General features: G+C 71.5%; 12 protein-coding genes and 1 pseudogene. 6 read left to right on the forward strand and 7 right to left on the reverse strand.

Annotation, left to right across the window (positions count from 1 at the left end; translation table 11 throughout):
• Positions 1-245 precede the first annotated feature (245 nt).
• The 5 genes from STRAU_RS03065 to dnaK all read right to left on the reverse strand — a co-directional run bounded on the left by STRAU_RS03065 (position 246) and on the right by dnaK (position 5,347).
• A complete protein-coding gene (locus STRAU_RS03065; RefSeq protein WP_016638762.1) occupies positions 246-764 on the reverse strand; it encodes a hypothetical protein in 519 nt (172 codons plus the stop codon).
• Between the two features lie 257 nt (positions 765-1,021).
• Positions 1,022-1,477 carry a heat shock protein transcriptional repressor HspR gene (locus STRAU_RS03070; protein ID WP_016638763.1) on the reverse strand — a complete coding sequence of 152 codons (456 nt, stop codon included), beginning with the start codon at positions 1,475-1,477 and terminating at the stop codon, positions 1,022-1,024.
• A 4-nt stretch (positions 1,478-1,481) separates the two neighbouring features.
• Positions 1,482-2,675 carry a molecular chaperone DnaJ gene (gene dnaJ, locus STRAU_RS03075; RefSeq protein WP_016638764.1) on the reverse strand — a complete coding sequence of 398 codons (1,194 nt, stop codon included), beginning with the start codon at positions 2,673-2,675 and terminating at the stop codon, positions 1,482-1,484.
• Between the two features lie 84 nt (positions 2,676-2,759).
• Positions 2,760-3,476 carry a nucleotide exchange factor GrpE gene (grpE, locus tag STRAU_RS03080; RefSeq protein ID WP_016638766.1) on the reverse strand — a complete coding sequence of 239 codons (717 nt, stop codon included), beginning with the start codon at positions 3,474-3,476 and terminating at the stop codon, positions 2,760-2,762.
• Positions 3,476-5,347: a molecular chaperone DnaK gene (dnaK, locus tag STRAU_RS03085; protein ID WP_016638767.1), complete on the reverse strand. Its 1,872-nt coding sequence runs from the start codon at positions 5,345-5,347 to the stop codon at positions 3,476-3,478. Before dnaK ends, grpE begins: the two co-directional genes overlap by 1 nt.
• 367 nt (positions 5,348-5,714) lie before the next feature.
• Here dnaK and STRAU_RS03090 point away from each other — a divergent pair, with 367 nt between their 5' ends.
• On the forward strand, positions 5,715-7,982 hold the full coding sequence (locus STRAU_RS03090; protein WP_016638768.1) for a (Fe-S)-binding protein: 2,268 nt from the start codon (positions 5,715-5,717) through the stop codon (positions 7,980-7,982).
• Positions 7,983-8,133: 151 nt separating this feature from the next.
• On the forward strand, positions 8,134-9,450 hold the full coding sequence (locus STRAU_RS03095; protein WP_016638769.1) for an FG-GAP repeat domain-containing protein: 1,317 nt from the start codon (positions 8,134-8,136) through the stop codon (positions 9,448-9,450).
• A gap of 174 nt (positions 9,451-9,624) precedes the next feature.
• On the opposite strand, the gene STRAU_RS03100 is transcribed toward STRAU_RS03095, so the two are convergent.
• Both STRAU_RS03100 and STRAU_RS03105 read right to left on the reverse strand, forming a co-directional pair.
• Complete coding sequence (locus STRAU_RS03100; RefSeq protein ID WP_259299810.1) at positions 9,625-10,131, reverse strand: hypothetical protein; 507 nt, start codon at positions 10,129-10,131, stop codon at positions 9,625-9,627.
• Positions 10,132-10,218: 87 nt separating this feature from the next.
• Entirely contained in the window at positions 10,219-11,481 is a 1,263-nt protein-coding gene (locus STRAU_RS03105) for a helix-turn-helix domain-containing protein (RefSeq protein WP_016638771.1), read from the reverse strand.
• A 219-nt stretch (positions 11,482-11,700) separates the two neighbouring features.
• On the opposite strand from STRAU_RS03105, the gene STRAU_RS03110 reads away from it, so the two are divergent.
• The 4 genes and pseudogenes from STRAU_RS03110 to STRAU_RS42845 form a co-directional block, all read left to right on the forward strand.
• Positions 11,701-13,095, forward strand: a complete 1,395-nt coding sequence (locus STRAU_RS03110; protein ID WP_016638772.1) for an FG-GAP and VCBS repeat-containing protein — start codon at positions 11,701-11,703, stop codon at positions 13,093-13,095.
• Positions 13,096-13,155: 60 nt separating this feature from the next.
• Positions 13,156-14,589: an FG-GAP-like repeat-containing protein gene (locus STRAU_RS03115; protein WP_016638773.1), complete on the forward strand. Its 1,434-nt coding sequence runs from the start codon at positions 13,156-13,158 to the stop codon at positions 14,587-14,589.
• Between the two features lie 177 nt (positions 14,590-14,766).
• Positions 14,767-16,272: an FG-GAP-like repeat-containing protein gene (locus tag STRAU_RS03120; RefSeq protein WP_016638774.1), complete on the forward strand. Its 1,506-nt coding sequence runs from the start codon at positions 14,767-14,769 to the stop codon at positions 16,270-16,272.
• A gap of 126 nt (positions 16,273-16,398) precedes the next feature.
• Positions 16,399-16,625 (forward strand): annotated as a pseudogene (locus STRAU_RS42845) (YIP1 family protein); the annotation flags it as partial.

Consider the following 16,625-nt stretch of genomic DNA (forward strand, 5'->3'; position numbering starts at 1 on the left):
AAGATGACGGTAGCGGAGAGTGGGCGCGGCACTGCATCGTGGTGACAGCGGCGGGGAACGGGCCCGGTCCCGATCCGGTACCGGAACCGGTGCGTTCCCGGCCGCCATGTGGCTCTGTCGTGGTCTCCCCCCGCAGAGCCGCGCTTCCCTAAGGGTCGCCCCGGTTCGGCTACGCCCCGTGGCCGGCCGGGGCGCTCAGTCTCCGGGGGGGTGGGCGCCCCGGCACCGCGGGCGGCCCGGGGGGCTCAGGCCCGCGGCGCGTTCTCGCCCGCCCACTCCCGCAGCAGCCGCTCCCGCTCGCCCTGGCGCGGGGTGCCGCCCTCGTGCGAGCGGCCCCACTCGGCCATCGCCGCCAGCGTGGTCATCATCGTGGCGGCGCCGTCGGTGAGCCGGGACAGCAGGGCGCGGGACAGGTCGTACTCGGTCTGGGTGTAGCCGGACGCGGCGGCGACGTACGTCGTCAGCTCGATCTCCTCGTCGGCCGTGCCGACGCACACGGTCATCGTGGCGGCCGCGTCCTGGCCGCCGAGGCCCACCGAGAGCGCCATGTCGACGACCACGCCCAGCTGCCGCTTCAGGGACTTCACGGGGACGTCCTCGACGGTGAGCGTGTGGACGTCGTCCCACAGCCACAGCCCGGACTGCTGATGGCCGAGGGACGTGACGCCCTCCGGCGTCATCCGCACCCCGGGCGCGAGGCCCGACGGCTTCGCGCCCACGTACACATCGCCTTCGGCGATCCAGAACAGCCCCACCATGGCCATGAGAACTCACTTCCCCCCGATGAACGATGAACGATGAACGATGACGACGAACGATGAAGGTGAACGATGAAGGTGAAAGGTGAAACGGAGCGGTCGGCTCGGCGGTCAGCCCGATGTCGACCCCCCGACGACCAGCCTAGAGTCGTCCGGCGCAACGCGTGAAAGGGCCGGGCAGTTCCCGCACCAGCGGAAACCCACCCGGCCCTCAGGACGCCCGCACGCGGGCCCCGGATCCTGCGACTTACGGATCCCGCGGCCTACGGATCCTGCGGCCTCTTCGGCCGCCACACCACGAGCGCGCTGGCCTGCTGCACGTCCTGATACGGCACCAGATCGCGGCGGTAGGACGCGTGCACCGCGGCCTCCCGCTGCTGCATCGCCGCGGCCGCGCCCTCGACGGCCGACGAGAGTTCGGCCACGCGCGCCTGCAGCGCGGCGACCTGGTTCTCCAGCTCGATGATGCGCTTGATGCCGGCGAGGTTGATGCCTTCCTCCTGCGACAACTGCTGGACGGTGCGCAGCAGTTCGATGTCGCGGGCGGAATACCGCCGGCCCCGTCCTGCGGTGCGGTCGGGCGAGACCAGGCCCAGGCGGTCGTACTGCCTGAGGGTCTGCGGGTGCAGGCCGGAGAGCTGGGCCGCCACCGAAATGACGTACACCGGGGTCTCGTCCGTCAGTTGATACGGGTTGCGTCGGCGGCCGTCCCGCTCCATGAGGTCACGCTCCCTTCGCGGCCTTGAACAGTTCTGCCCGCGGATCGGTGTCCGCAGTCGCCTCGCGGTACGCCTCGAGGGCTTCCGTCGCGGCGGGGGACAGGGTGGTCGGCACGGCCACCTCCACTGTCACGAGCAGATCGCCCCGGGTGCCGTCCTTGCGGACCGCGCCCTTTCCGCGGGCGCGCATAGTGCGGCCGTTGGGCGTGCCGGGGGGCAGCTTCAGGGTGACGGGCGGGCCGCCCAGGGTCGGCACCGTGACCTCGCCGCCGAGCGCCGCTTCCGCGTACGTCACCGGCACCGTCACCGTCAGGTTGTCGCCCTTGCGGCCGAAGACCGGGTGGGCGTCGACGTGCACGACCACGTACAGATCGCCTGCCGGGCCGCCGCGTTCGCCGGGGCCGCCCTTGCCGCGCAGGCGGATCCGCTGGCCGTCGGAGACGCCCGCCGGGATGCGCACCTGCATCGTGCGCGACGACTTGGCGCGGCCGGAGCCCTTGCACACCTCGCAGGGGTCCTGCGCGATGAGGCCGCGGCCCTTGCAGTCCACGCACGGGTCGGTCAGCGAGAAGCCGCCACCGCCGCCGCGCGAGACCTGGCCGGTGCCCACGCACGTCGGGCAGACGCGCGGGGTGCCGTTCTTGTCGCCCGTGCCCGAGCACGCCTTGCACGGGGCCTGGGACGACATGCGCAGCGGAACCGTCGCGCCGTCCACCGCCTCCGTGAAGCTCAGCGTGACCTCGGACTCGATGTCCTGGCCGCGGCGCGGCTGCGTACGCGTGCCGGCGGTCGCGCCGCCGCGGTTGAACAAGCCCCCGAAGACGTCACCGAGACCGCCCCCGAAGCCGCCGGCCCCGCCCGCCGAACCGCCACCCGGGGCGCCGCCTCCGAAGAGGTCGCCCAGGTCGAAGTTGAACGAACCGCCGCCGGCGCCTCCCGGGCCCGGCCTGAAACCGCCGTTGCCGAAGAGCGCGCGGGCCTCGTCGTACTCCTTGCGCTTCTTCGGGTCGCCGAGGACGTCGTTCGCCTCGGAGATCTCCTTGAAGCGCTCCTCGGCCTTTACGTTGCCCTTGTTGGCGTCCGGGTGGTTCTCGCGGGCGAGCTTCCGGTACGCCTTCTTGATCTCGGCTTCGGTGGCGTCCTTGGGGACGCCGAGGACCTTGTAGTAGTCCTTCTCGATGAAGTCCTTGGTGCTCATCCCCGACGTCCCTCCTTCCTTGTCATCCGGCGGGCGCCGGCGCCGAGGTCGCCCTCGGTGCCGACACCGCCGTCCGTCTCGGCGTCAGCCCTCGTCCGGGCCACCGCTCTCCTTGTCCTGGGCGCCTTCGGCGCCGTCGGCCTTGCCCTCCGCGTCCGGCGCGGCCTCGTCGCCCTCGGGCGTCTCGGACTTCACCGTCTGCGCGCCGGGCTGCGGCTCGGCCACGGCCACGCGCGCGGGGCGCACGACACGCTCGCCGATGCGATACCCCGGCTGGAGGATCGCGACGCACGTCGTCTCGGTGACGTCCGGTGCGTAGCTGTGCATCAGCGCTTCGTGGATCGTCGGGTCGAAGGGCTCGCCCTCCTTGCCGAACTGCTGCAGACCCATCTTGGCGACGACGGTCTCCAGCGCCTCGGCGACCGACTTGAAGCCGCCGACCAGCTCGCCGTGTTCCCGCGCGCGGCCGACGTCGTCGAGCGTCGGGAGCAGTTCGGTCAGGAGGTTCGCCGCGGCGATCTCCTTGACCGTCACCTTGTCCCGCTCGACGCGCCGGCGGTAGTTCTGATACTCGGCCTGCAGCCGCTGGAGGTCCGCGGTGCGCTCGTTGAGCGCCGTACGCACCTGGTCCAGCTGGGCCGTCAGACCTGCCGCCTGGTTCGCGTCCCCGGCCGGGGCCGCCGGGCCCTCCTCGGTGGAGGGCCCGTCGGCCTGCGGCGCCTTGTCGTCAGGGGTGGCGCCGCCGGAGGGGACGTCGGGCTGCTCGGCGTTCTCGCCGAAGCCCGGGGTCTCCTCCGTCATCAGGCAGCGCCGCCCTTCGCGTCACCGGGCTTCTCGTCGTCGACGATCTCGGCGTCCACCACGTCGTCGTCCTTGGACATGTTCGGCGCCTCGTCACCGGGGGCAGCGCCCTCGGCGCCGGCCGCGGCACCCGCGGCCTGGGCGTCGGCGTACATCGCCTGGCCCAGCTTCTGGGAGACGGCGGCGACCTTCTCCGTGGCGGTGCGGATCTCGGCCGTGTCCTCGCCCTTGAGCTTCTCCTTCAGCTCGCCGACGGCGGTCTCGACCTCGGTCTTGACGTCACCCGGGACCTTGTCCTCGTTGTCCTTGAGGAACTTCTCCGTCTGGTAGACGAGCTGCTCGCCCTGGTTGCGGGACTCGGCGGCCTCGCGACGGGCGTGGTCCTCGTCCGCGTACTTCTCGGCCTCTTCGCGCATCCGGTTGACCTCGTCCTTCGGCAGCGAGGAGCCACCGGTGACGGTCATCTTCTGCTCCTTGCCCGTGCCGAGGTCCTTCGCGGTCACGTGCATGATGCCGTTGGCGTCGATGTCGAAGGACACCTCGATCTGCGGGACGCCGCGGGGCGCCGGGGGCAGACCGGTGAGCTCGAACATTCCGAGCTTCTTGTTGTACGCCGCGATCTCGCGCTCGCCCTGGTAGACCTGGATCTGCACGGAGGGCTGGTTGTCCTCGGCGGTGGTGAAGATCTCGGACCGCTTGGTCGGGATCGTCGTGTTCCGCTCGATGAGCTTCGTCATGATGCCGCCCTTGGTCTCGATGCCGAGGGACAGCGGGGTGACGTCGAGGAGCAGGACGTCCTTGACCTCGCCCTTGAGGACACCGGCCTGCAGGGCGGCGCCGATGGCGACGACCTCGTCCGGGTTCACGCCCTTGTTGGCCTCGTTGCCGCCGGTCAGCTCCTTGACGAGCTCGGCGACGGCGGGCATGCGGGTGGAACCGCCGACGAGAACGACGTGGTCGATCTCGGAGAGCTGGATGCCCGCGTCCTTGATGACGTTGTGGAACGGCGTCTTGCAGCGCTCCAGGAGGTCGGACGTGAGCTGCTGGAACTGGGCGCGCGTGAGCTTCTCGTCCAGGTGCAGGGGGCCCTCGGCGGACGCCGTGATGTACGGCAGGTTGATCGTGGTCTCCGTGGAGGAGGACAGCTCGATCTTCGCCTTCTCGGCGGCCTCGCGCAGGCGCTGGAGCGCCATCTTGTCCTTGGAGAGGTCCACGCCGTGGCCGTTGTTGAACTGCTTGACCAGGTAGTCGACGACGCGCTGGTCCCAGTCGTCACCACCGAGGTGGTTGTCGCCGTTGGTGGCCTTCACCTCGACGACGCCGTCACCGATCTCCAGGAGGGACACGTCGAAGGTGCCGCCACCGAGGTCGAAGACGAGAATCGTCTGGTCGTCCTTGTCCAGGCCGTACGCCAGGGCGGCGGCGGTGGGCTCGTTGACGATGCGCAGGACGTTCAGGCCCGCGATCTCGCCGGCCTCCTTCGTCGCCTGGCGCTCGGAGTCGTTGAAGTACGCGGGCACGGTGATGACCGCGTCCGTGACCTTCTCGCCCAGGTAGGACTCGGCGTCGCGCTTCAGCTTCTGCAGGATGAAGGCGCTGATCTGCTGCGGGTTGAAGTTCTTGTCGTCGATGTCCACCTTCCAGTCAGTGCCCATGTGGCGCTTGACGGAGCGGATGGTCCTGTCGACGTTGGTGACCGCCTGGCGCTTCGCAACCTCGCCGACCAGCACTTCACCGTTCTTCGCGAAGGCGACGACGGACGGCGTGGTCCTGGCACCCTCGGCGTTGGTGATGACGGTGGGCTCGCCGCCCTCCAGAACGCTGACGACGGAGTTAGTCGTGCCCAGGTCGATGCCGACCGCACGTGCCATTTCGTTTTCCTCCAGATACCTACTTGAGTGGAACTGACTCAAGGATGCATCAGGGGTTTCCTTGCGTCAACAGAGCTGAGTCACCCCGACTCAACTCTTATCCCGCCCTTACGCGCAAGTCGAGGGACCAGCCCGCCCGGCGCTTGAGGGCGAGGCGCGAAGCGCCGACAAGGGGGGGGAAGGGGCGAAGCCCCATAGGCCGCGACGCCGGGCGGCCGGAGGAGAGCGCGCAGGGAGCAAGGCGTACCTGAGCGACGCAGATCACCGCCGGCCTGGCTACAGTGCGGCGAAGTAAGTGGGTAGTCTCAGACGGACTGCATAAGTTACCGCTTAGTAATAGTTCGCCTCGCAGGCCCGGGGAGCCCCCATGCAACTCGCCGCGATCATCGTGTCGCTGGTCCTAATCGCGGTCGGCGTCGCGCTGTTCGGCCGTGCCATCGTGCAGATCTACCAGTTCATGCGGCTCGGCCAGCCCGTGCCCGCCGGCACCCGAACCGACGCGCCCGCCCAACGAACGCTCACCGTGGCCAAGGAGTTCCTCGGCCACACCCGGATGAACCGGTGGGGCATCGTCGGAGTGGCGCACTGGTTCGTCGCGGTGGGCTTCTTCTCGCTGCTCCTCACGATCGTCAACGCCATCGGCCAGCTCTTCAAGGCCGACTGGATGCTGCCGATCATCGGTGACTGGGCGCCGTACAACATGTTCGTCGAGTTCCTCGGCACCATGACCGTGCTCGGCATCCTGACCCTGATCGTCGTACGGCAGCTGAGCAGGCCCGGCCGGCCCGGCCGCAAGTCCCGCTTCGCGGGCTCGAACACCGGCCAGGCGTACTTCGTCGAGGGCGTCATCCTCATCGTCGGCGTCTGCATCTTCACGCTGCACGCCCTGGAGGGCGCCCAGCACCACGTGGACGGCTACGAGGCGTCGTTCTTCATCTCGTACCCGTTCGTCTCGTGGTTCGGGGGCATGGACGTCTCGACGCTCCAGAACCTCACGTACTTCTTCGCGGGCCTGAAGATCGCGACCTCCTTCATCTGGATGATCACGGTCGCCCTGAAGACCGACATGGGCGTCGCCTGGCACCGCTTCCTGGCCTTCCCCAACATCTGGTTCAAGCGCGAGGCGGACGGCTCCACCGCCCTCGGTGAGCTCCAGCCCATGACCAGCGGCGGCAAGCAGATCGACTGGGAGGACCCGGGCGAGGACGACACGTTCGGCGTCTCCCAGGTCGAGCAGTTCTCCTGGAAGGGCCTGCTGGACTTCTCCACGTGCACGGAGTGCGGCCGCTGCCAGTCGCAGTGCCCCGCCTGGAACACCGGCAAGCCGCTCTCCCCCAAGCTCCTGATCATGTCGCTGCGCGACCACGCGCACGCCAAGGCCCCGTATCTGCTGGCCGGTGGCGGCAAGACGATGGAGGGCGAGGAGAAGGCGACGGCCGAGCAGCTCGCCGACGTCCCCGCCGCGGCCCTGGCGGAGGCCGAGCGCCCCCTCATCGGCACCGCCGAGGAGAACGGCGTCATCGACCCCGACGTCCTGTGGTCCTGCACCACCTGCGGCGCCTGCGTCGAGCAGTGCCCGGTCGACATCGAGCACATCGACCACATCGTCGACATGCGCCGCTACCAGGTGATGATCGAGTCCGCGTTCCCGTCCGAGGCGGGCACGATGCTCAAGAACCTGGAGAAGAAGGGCAATCCCTGGGGCCTCGCCAAGAAGCAGCGCCTCGAGTGGACCAAGGAAGTCGACTTCGAGGTGCCGGTCGTCGGCAAGGACATCGAGGACCTCACCGAGGTCGAGTACCTCTACTGGGTCGGCTGCGCCGGCGCCCTGGAGGACCGCGCGAAGAAGACCACCAAGGCGTTCGCGGAGCTCCTGCACATGGCGGGCGTCAAGTTCGCGATCATGGGCGGCGACGAGAAGTGCACCGGTGACTCGGCCCGCCGTCTCGGCAACGAGCCGCTGTTCCAGCAGCTGGGCGCGGAGAACGTGGCCTCCCTGAACATGGCGTTCGGTGAGGACGACGAGGACGAGTCGACGAAGAAGCCGAAGTCCGCGAAGAAGATCGTCGCGACCTGCCCGCACTGCCTCAACACCCTCGGCAACGAGTATCCGCAGCTCGGCGGCGACTACGAGGTCATCCACCACACCCAGCTGCTCCAGCACCTCATCGACGAGGGCAAGCTGATCCCGGTCACGCCGGTCGAGGGCCTGATCACCTACCACGACCCGTGCTACCTGGGCCGCCACAACAAGATCTACACGCCGCCGCGCGAGATCATGGACAAGGTCCCGGGCCTGCGCCAGCAGGAGATGCACCGCCACAAGGAGCGCGGCTTCTGCTGCGGCGCCGGCGGCGCGCGGATGTGGATGGAGGAGCGCATCGGCAAGCGCATCAACACCGAGCGCGTGGACGAGGCGCTGTCCCTCAACCCGGACATCGTGTCGACGGCCTGCCCGTTCTGCCTCGTGATGCTCACGGACTCCGTGAACGGCAAGAAGAACGATGGCGCCGCGAAGGAGTCGCTCCAGGTCGTGGACGTGGCGCAGCTGCTCCTGGACTCGGTGAAGACGCCGGTGGACCCGGCGGGCGACGAGGAGTCGGCGGACGCGCCGGAGCCGGAGCCGGTCAAGTAGGTACGTAGGCACGTAGTCGCGGTACGAGGGGCCGGTTTCGCCTGGGGGCGGGACCGGCCCCTCGTCGTTCGTGTAAACCTGTGGTGCTGTCGGTTCTGTCGTGAGCATGAAGTCATGCGGTGACGTAGGGACGAGTAGGGGTGGATGGGGCATGAGGGGTTCCGGAAGACGTCTGCTGGCCGCCGTCATCGGCGGCACCCTGGTCCTCGCGGGGTGCAGCGGCGGCGGTGACGGCGACAACTCCCCCTCCCGCCCCGCATCCGCCGACCTCGCGAACAAGAGCGCGCCCCACCAGCCCGTCCCCCGCGGCAAGGGCAGCAAGGTGCCGGACGACTTCAACGGCGACGGCGCCCGCGACCTGGTCCTGGACGCGCTCGCGCACCGCGGCCAGGGCGACGACCCCGGCATCGGCGTCGTCTACGGAAGCCGCCGCGGCGGCCTCGTCCCCGGCGCCCGCCAGTTGCTGACCGCACGCGCCAACGGCGCCCGTACGAAAGGTGAGTTGCCCGCCGCGTTCGAGTCGGAGGCGTCCTGCGACCTGGACGAGGACGGCTTCACGGACCTCCTGGTGTCGACGGACCCGCCCTACGACGGACAGGGGCAGCCCCCGGTCCCGCTCCAGCTCCTCTTCGGCTCCCCCACCGGGCTCACCGGCAAGGCCGTCAAGCTCCAGGTGCCCGCGCGGGCCAGGCTCGGCAACGACTGGGCGGACCAGCCGGTGTGCGGCGACTTCGACGGCGACGGGGCGCACGACCTCGTACTGCACGCGAGCGGGGCCCATCTGACGTATCTGCGCGGCCCGTTCACGCGCAAAGGCTCCCCGCATGCGGCGGGCAAACCGATCACCGCCCCCGGCAACGACCTCGCCACCGGCGCGCCCGCCGTCGATGTGAACGGTGACGGCTACGACGACCTGGTCGTCCGCGAGGAGGGGCGCGCCTCGAAGGGGAGCCTGGTCCTCGGCGGCCCCAAGGGCCCCACCCGTACCGGCGTCCTGTTCCCCGCGAGCACCGCTGTGGCCTTCGGCGCGTTCGGCCGGGGCAAGGGCACGGACGCGGCGCTCGCGGCGCCGGGCGGCATCGCGCTTCGGTACGACGTGCCGGGCGCCGCGCGCGGGGCGCTCGCCGTACGGAACGCGACCGTGTACGCGGGCGACCTCGACGGGGACGGCCGCAGCGAGCTGGTCGTGGGCGGGGGCGGGCCCGGCGAGGTGTGGGTGTACCGGGGTCGCGCGACGGGCCTCGCGGCCAACGCCACGGCGACGCTGGTGCCCTCCCGGGGCCGGGAGGGGGCCGTCCAGGTCCTGAAGGTGGCCGACTTCGACGGGGACCGGCGGGCGGATCTGGTCGTCCGCACCGCTTGGGGGCAGGGCCGGGACCGGGTGGAGGTGTATCCCGGCAGGGCGGGGGCGGAGGGTCCGGTGTCCCGGGAGCCGGGGGTCACGTTCTCCACGGAGGGGTTCGACTAGCCCGGTGGGCTCGCAGGGAGGTGTTCCTGGCCGCCTTCCACGCCGCTCGCATGCGCGTGCCCGCAGTGCAGTAGTCGCCGCGCTGGCACGGGCGGCATCCGTACAAGTGGCCCATGAAGTCGGCGTAGACGGCCGTCGCCCGCGCGTCGAGCTCAGCGGCGGTGGCGGCGGCGCTCACGGCTCGACCGCCTTCAGGGTCTCGGCGGTCATGAGCAACGCGCTCAGGTGCGCGGGGTCGCACAGGTCGCCGGGGGCCGTGGGCGGGACCACCCAGCGCGTGAGCGTCGAGACGGGGTGGCCGAGGCGCGGGACGCCGAGGAAGGTGCCGGTGCTCAGCCGTTCTTCCATGCCGTTCCAGGCGGAGTCCGGGGCGATAAGGACGTAGTACGGGCCGAGGCCACTGCGGGTGTCGCGGATGACGGTGCCTGCGAGCCAGTCGCCCAGGAACGCGGCCACGGTTCGCGCATCGTCGCTGTGGACGGCGGCGTGCACGCGGGCGGCGGGTACGCGGATCGCGTCGAACCGGTGGCCGAGGGGGAGCAGGGCGAGGCCGCGGTCCGCCCAGGCGGCGTGGACGGCGCCCGGGTGGGCATCGGCCCCCGCGAGCCATGCGCTGATCAGGCGTTTGTCGCGTTCGGGCAGGGTCACCGGGGGCCTCGGGGGCGGGGGGATTCGGGTCACGGGACTGACCGTAAATGCGCCCGGGCCCTGCCAGGGGCAGGGCCCGTACCCCCTCGCCAAGGGGCAGCGTTGCTACCCCCTACGTGATCAGACAGGCACGCCGAGCTCCCGCGCCAGTTCTTCCGCGTCCTCCCTCACCATCCGCGGCCCCGACGTCACCAGGCCCGGCAGCGCCGACCGCGTGTAGAGGTTGAACTGGATGGTCTCCGGGGACTCCCGATGGGCGCGTTGCAGGTACGACACGACGGCCGCGCCCTCGTTGAGCAGGCCGTGCGCCCGCGCTGTCTCGATGAGGTGGTACGAGCGGCGGGTGGCCGAGGGGATCTGGCGCAGGTTCAGGGCGTCCGCGACCTCCAACGCCTTGCCCGGTTGCACCAGGTCGTTGTGCATGGTGATGGCGTACCCGCCGACGATTCCCCGGCCGAAGATCAGCCACGGGTGCGCGTAGTCGTCACCGAGCCTGCGCGCGGCCGCGTCGGCCTTGTCCCAGTACCGCCAGGCGTCTCCCGCCTGCCCCGTCTTGGCGTAGGACAGAGCCACCGCCAGGTACAGCAGCCCACGGCGGGCGATGCTCTCCGGGTCCTCCGTGTCCGGCAGCAGGGCGGCGGCCTGCTCGGCGAGTTCGACCCGCGCCTCGGCCGCTTCGCCCGCGTCGCGGTGGACGTGGTTGACGTACCAGGCCGCGGCGGCGATGGCGCGCGGGCTGTCGGCGTCCTGCGCCGCCGTCATCGCCCGGTCTCCGGTGAGCATGATCAGGTCCGGGGCGGGCTGGAAGGACAGGAACAACTGCGCCAGGTGGTACGCCTCGGCCTGCGCCATGAGCGCCCTGCGGCGGTCCGCTCCTTCGAGGGTGCGGGCGGCGTGCCTGGTGTCGGCGAGCAGTGCGGGCAGGAGGCGGCCGATGCGGGTGCGGTTGCCCTCGCCCAAATCCCGCCGGGATGCGGGCCGTTCAGCCGCGTGCCACAGCTTCCACGCCTGCCGCAACCTGGCGTCGAGCACCTCGACCGGCTCGGCCGGTCGGTCGACGGCAGCCAGCTGGTGCTTGTTCAAGGCTTGCTTGACGACAGGCAGTTGCCGGTGCTCGGCCTTGGTGAAACTGGCGGCTGCGATGCGGTCGTCTCCGGTGAGCTCCGCGATGTCCTCGACCCCGAGGACCTGCGCGAGCCGCAGCAGCTTGGGCAGCCGGGGCATGGCGATGGTGCCCCGCTCGATGGCCTTCACCCACTCCTCGGAGTGGCCCATCACGTCCGCGACGTACGCACGTGTCCTGCCCGTACGGGTCCGCGCGCGCTGGACGCGCTGGCCGAAGGTGAGTTGAGGTACCTCACCGGTGTCGGGGGTCTCGGGCATACCGGCGCCTCCGTTCAAAGCTGGACACCTCGAACGTACCCCTGGAAGCCGCCCCGTTGGGCGGAACAGCAGCCACCGCCCTCGCGCGAGGAAGCAAGCAGCCGGGCCCAGAAGCCCCCGGCTCGCACAACCTTTCCCCCGCGCCGCCAGTCACACCCCCCGAGCCTCACCACGCATTCACCCCCCGTCCACTTCCCCGTCCCCTCCCGGGAGCCCCACGTGCGCGCAAGGAACCTGGCCGTTGCGGTCGCCGCCGCAGCCCTCACCGCCGGAGGGCTGACCCTGCCCCTGGCGGGCACGGCCACCGCGGCCCCGGCCGCCCTGAAGGACGACTTCAACGGGGACGGCTACCGGGACCTGGCGGTGGGCGCGCCGAACGGCAACTCCGTTACGGTCACGTACGGTTCGGCCTCCGGAGTGGGCACGTCGCACGCGACGACCGTCACGCAGAACACCGCCGGGGTCCCCGGAACCACCGAGACCGGCGACGAGTTCGGCGAGAACGTCACCAGCGGCGACGTGAACCGCGACGGCTACGCCGACCTGATCGTCGGCGCGCCCGGCGAGAAGGTGGCGAACAAGCCCGACGGCACGGTCACCCTCGTCTGGGGCGGCAAGAACGGCTTCAAGACGGGCGGCAAGACCCTCACCGCGCCGAGCGCAGGCGACCACCGCTTCGGCGAGGCCGCGTCCTTCGTCGACATCGACGGCGACGAGGTGGCCAACCTCGCGGTGATCAGCGGCAGCCACTGGTGGTTCTACGCCGACGGCGACCCGCAGGACGGCCACGCGATCCCGCTGGAGACCGACTTCCTGCCCAAGGGCGTCCGCCTGGACGACATGGCCGCGGGCCACTTCACGAACAAGGACGGTTACACCTACATCCTCGCGGGCGAGCGCGCGGACGGCGGCGCCTACACCGCGTACATGAAGGGCGGCGCGGGCGACCTCGGCTACTGGTCCGGCGTGCTGGCCGAGGGCGACGACGCGACGGCGACGCGCGGCCCGCTCGCGGGGGCCGACGTCAACGGCGACGGCTACGACGACCTCGTCACCGGCAACCCGCGCGCGGGCAAGGGCGGTTCGTTCAGCGTCCGTTACGGCGCCGACAGCAAGCTCGGCGCGCCCGTGACGTACACGCAGGACACCGCGGGCGTGCCCGGCGCGGACGAGGCGGGCGACGCCTTCGGCTCGGCGGTGGCCGCGGGCGACGTGACCGGCGACGGCCGCGCGGACATCGCGGTGGGCGCGCCCGGCGAACAGGTCGGAACCATTCCGGGCACGGGGAGCGTGACCCTGTTCAAGGGCGCGGCGAACGGGGGCCTGACCGGCGGCAAGTCCTGGCACCAGGAGACGGCGGGCGTCCCCGGAGTCGCCGAGAAGAACGACCACTTCGGGTCCTCCGTGCGCCTGAAGGACATCAACAAGAACGGCAGGGCCGACCTGTCGACCGGCGCGCGCGGCGAAGACATCGGCAGCTCGGCGGACGCGGGCGCCGTGTGGGTCCTTCGCGGTACGACGACGGGTCTCACGTCGTCGTACGCGACCTCGTTCAATGGCTCGGACTTCGGCGTGGGCGGCGCGGGGCGAGGCTTCGGCGAGACGCTGCGCTGAACGCCGACTCCCGCCCGCGGCCCTCGAACTCACGTACCTCTTCGGCTACTTGGAGACACCTTGCGTAAGAAGACCCTCTCCGCCGCAGTGTTGTGCGCGGCGACCGTACTCGGCGTCGCGGGCCTGTCCGCGACGTCGGCCACCGCGGCCGGGCCCGCGCCGAAGCCGAAGTCGGACTTCAACGGCGACGGCTACGCGGACCTCGCAGTCGGCGTCCCCGGCGCGACCGTCGGCGGCAAGGCCAAAGCGGGCTACGTGAACGTGGTCTGGGGCGGCAAGAAGGGCCTGGGCGGCCACGGTTCGACGACCGTCAGCCAGGGCACCGCCGGGGTTCCCGGCACCGTGGAGAAGGACGACGGCTTCGGATACGCGGTGTCGCCCGCCGACATGAACGGCGACGGCATCACGGACATCGTCGTCGGCACACCCGGCGAGGACAACGACGCAGGGGCATCCGCGGGCACGCTCACCATCCTCTGGGGCGCGAAGTCCGGCATCAAGGGCGGCTTCACGGCCGCCAACGGCGCGTACGCGGGCCATCAGATCGGCGGCCTCGTCACCACCGGCGACTACGACGGGGACGGCGACCGGGACATCGCGCTGAGCTCGAAGAACGACGAGAGCGCCGCGATGGAGACGCGCCCCGGCCCGTTCAAGGCCGGGTCCCCCGCGGCCCTGCAGCGCGTCGACAGCTGGCACTTCAGCGGCCCCCGCGCGGTGACGTCCGGGGACTTCGACGCGGACGGCCGCGACGACCTCGCGGTGACGTACGGGGGCATGGAGATCGCGGGCACGGCGGTGTACGGCACGGGGTCCGGGGCGTGGAAGGCGACGTGGCGCGCGGGCGACACCGCGACGTCCCTGGCCACCGGCGACTTCGACGGCGACGGCACCGCCGACCTCGCCCTCGGCCAGGTCCAGCCCAACCCCGAGGCCGAGGAGGGCGACGAGGGCTTCTGCGCGGACCGTCTCGGCGGCGCGATCGCCACCGTGTACGGCAAGTCCGGTACGACGCTGGGCGGCGCCGTCTCCTGCACGAACCAGGACACGCCCCGGGTCGACGGCAACGCCGAGGCCGAGGACAACTTCGGCGCGGCGCTCGCCGTGGGCGACCTGGACCGCGAGGACGGCGACGAGCTGATCGCGGGCGCGAGTGCCGAGTCGGTCGGCAGCGACAAGGCCGCCGGCGCGTACTGGATCCTGGAGTCCACCGGCACCGGCAAGGAGCTCTACGGCAGCGGCGTCAACCAGACCTCCCCGGGCGTCCCCGGCACGGCCGAGGCGGGTGACCGCTTCGGTGCGGCGGTCGCCGTGGGCGACTACAACGGCGACACGTACCCCGACTCGGCGGTGGCCGCCCCCGGCGAGAACGCCTCGTCCGGCGGCGTCTGGTACGGCACCCCGAAGGACCGGCCGGCAGCGCAGGTGTCGGTGACGCCCGCGAAGCTGGGGCTCGCGGGGGCGCGGTCGTACGGGGCGGTCCTGGGGAGCTGACGCTCCCCGGCCCTCCTGCTGTATCTGGGGCTGCGCCCCTTTCCCCCGCCCTTCGGCGCTCCGCGCCTCGTCCTCAATCGCCGGACGCCCGGTTTCGGAGAAGGGGCGGGACTGGGGCGCCCCCGCGAGAACCAACCCACCCGCACCCCACACACCACACCACAGAAGAGAGACCCCATGCCTCACAGACCCGGCCGCCGACTGCACCTGGCCGCCGCCACGGCCACCGTGGCCCTGACCGGCGGCCTGCTCACGGTCGCAGCCCCGCCGGCAACGGCGGCCCCCCGCGCCGAACGCCCCGCCCCCGCCAAGGCGGACTTCAACGGCGACGGCTACGCCGACCTCGCCGTCGGCGTCCCCGCCGCGACCGTCGGCGGCAAGGCCGCGGCCGGGTACGTGAGCGTCGTCTGGGGCGGCCCCCGGGGCCTGCGCGCCAGTGGCAACGTACGCATCACGCAGTCCACCGCGAACGTGCCGGGCACCCCGGAGGCCCGGGACCGGTTCGGCGCGGCCGTGGCCGTCACCGACGTGAACGGCGACGGGCACGCGGACCTCGCGATCGGCGCGCCCGGCGAGGACGTCGACGGCCGCGTGGACGCCGGCAACGTGACCGTGGTGTACGGCGCGGACGGCGGCTTCGGCGCCGCCAACTCCGCGGGCCGCGGCGCCAAGGCCAAGGACGCGTACGGCAACGCCCTCGCCGCCGCCGACTTCAACGGCGACAAGAGGGCCGACCTGGCCATCGGCGGCACGGACAAGGTCGTCGTCAACTACGACCCGCGCGCCGCGCGGACCGAGCCGGGCATGGGCAACCGGATGGGCGGCCGCGCCCCCGTCCTGTCCACCGGCGACTTCGACGACGACGGCCTCACCGACCTCGCCGTCGCGTACTACACGAAACAGCAGCCGTACACCCAGTCCCACGTCATGCTCTACCGCTACGACAAGCAGGAGCGCCGCCTCCTCCTCTCCTGGTCCAACAGCAACGGCGCCACCTCCGCCTTCGCCACCGGCGACTTCAACGGCGACGGCCTCGACGACCTGGCCCTCGGCAACTGCCGTGAGATCGCCGACGAGAACATCGACGACCCGTGCGGCCCCGAGGAGCTCACCAAGGGCGGCGGCGTGCACATCCGCTACGGCAACCCCAACGGCTCCTTCGGCTCCCGCGCCCAGACCCTCAACCAGGACACCCCGGGCGTCCCCGGCGCCGCCGAGACCGGCGACGGCTTCGGTGAGGCCGTCGCCGCCGCGGACGTCAACGGCGACGGCCGCGACGACCTGATCGTGGGAGCGCCCGGCGAGGCGATCGGCAGCGGCGGCGGCAAGAAGGCGGCGGGCACCGCCACCGTCCTGTTCGGCGGCGAGAAGGGCATCCTCAGCGCGGACGACGAACTCGGCGACGGCGTCGCCAACGGCTACTCGTTCCACCAGGACACCTACCAGGTCCCCGGTGCCGCCGAGGCCGGTGACCGCTTCGGCGCGGCCCTCGCCACCGGCGACCACGACAAGGACGGCAAGCCCGACCTGGCCGTCTCGGCCCCCGGTGAGAACGCCTCGTCCGGTGGCGTGTGGGCCGCGCCCGGCGCCGTGCCGCCCGGCACCACCGCCCTCACTCCCAACTCCCTCTCCCTTCCGGCCACTTCCGCCCCGTTGACGTACGGAGCCGTACTCGGGCGCTAGCCACCACCGCTGACCTGGGGCAATCCCTTCAGGGTCCCCCTAGGGGTTGTCACAGGTCAGCCGCAAACCCGCTCTCCTCCACAGGACGGACGACCGCACCCCGCCAGACCAGGTACGTTCGATTCCGTGGCTGGATTCAGGAGCGGACGCGGCGGCCGGGACAACCGCGCACAGCAAGGACCCCGACAGGGACCGCACCAGGGAGGGCACCCGGGCCCCCAGGGCGGTGGCCCGGCGTACGGCTACCCGCCCGCGCAGGGCGGCGGCCGCCCGGCCCCGCAGCCCCCGTACGGCGGGCAGCCGCCCTATGGCGGCCCGGGCCCCGGCCAGTACGGCGGCGGGCACGGGCCTCA

It is taken from the genome of Streptomyces aurantiacus JA 4570 (genome assembly GCF_000414115.1).
GTDB lineage: Bacteria > Actinomycetota > Actinomycetes > Streptomycetales > Streptomycetaceae > Streptomyces > Streptomyces aurantiacus_A.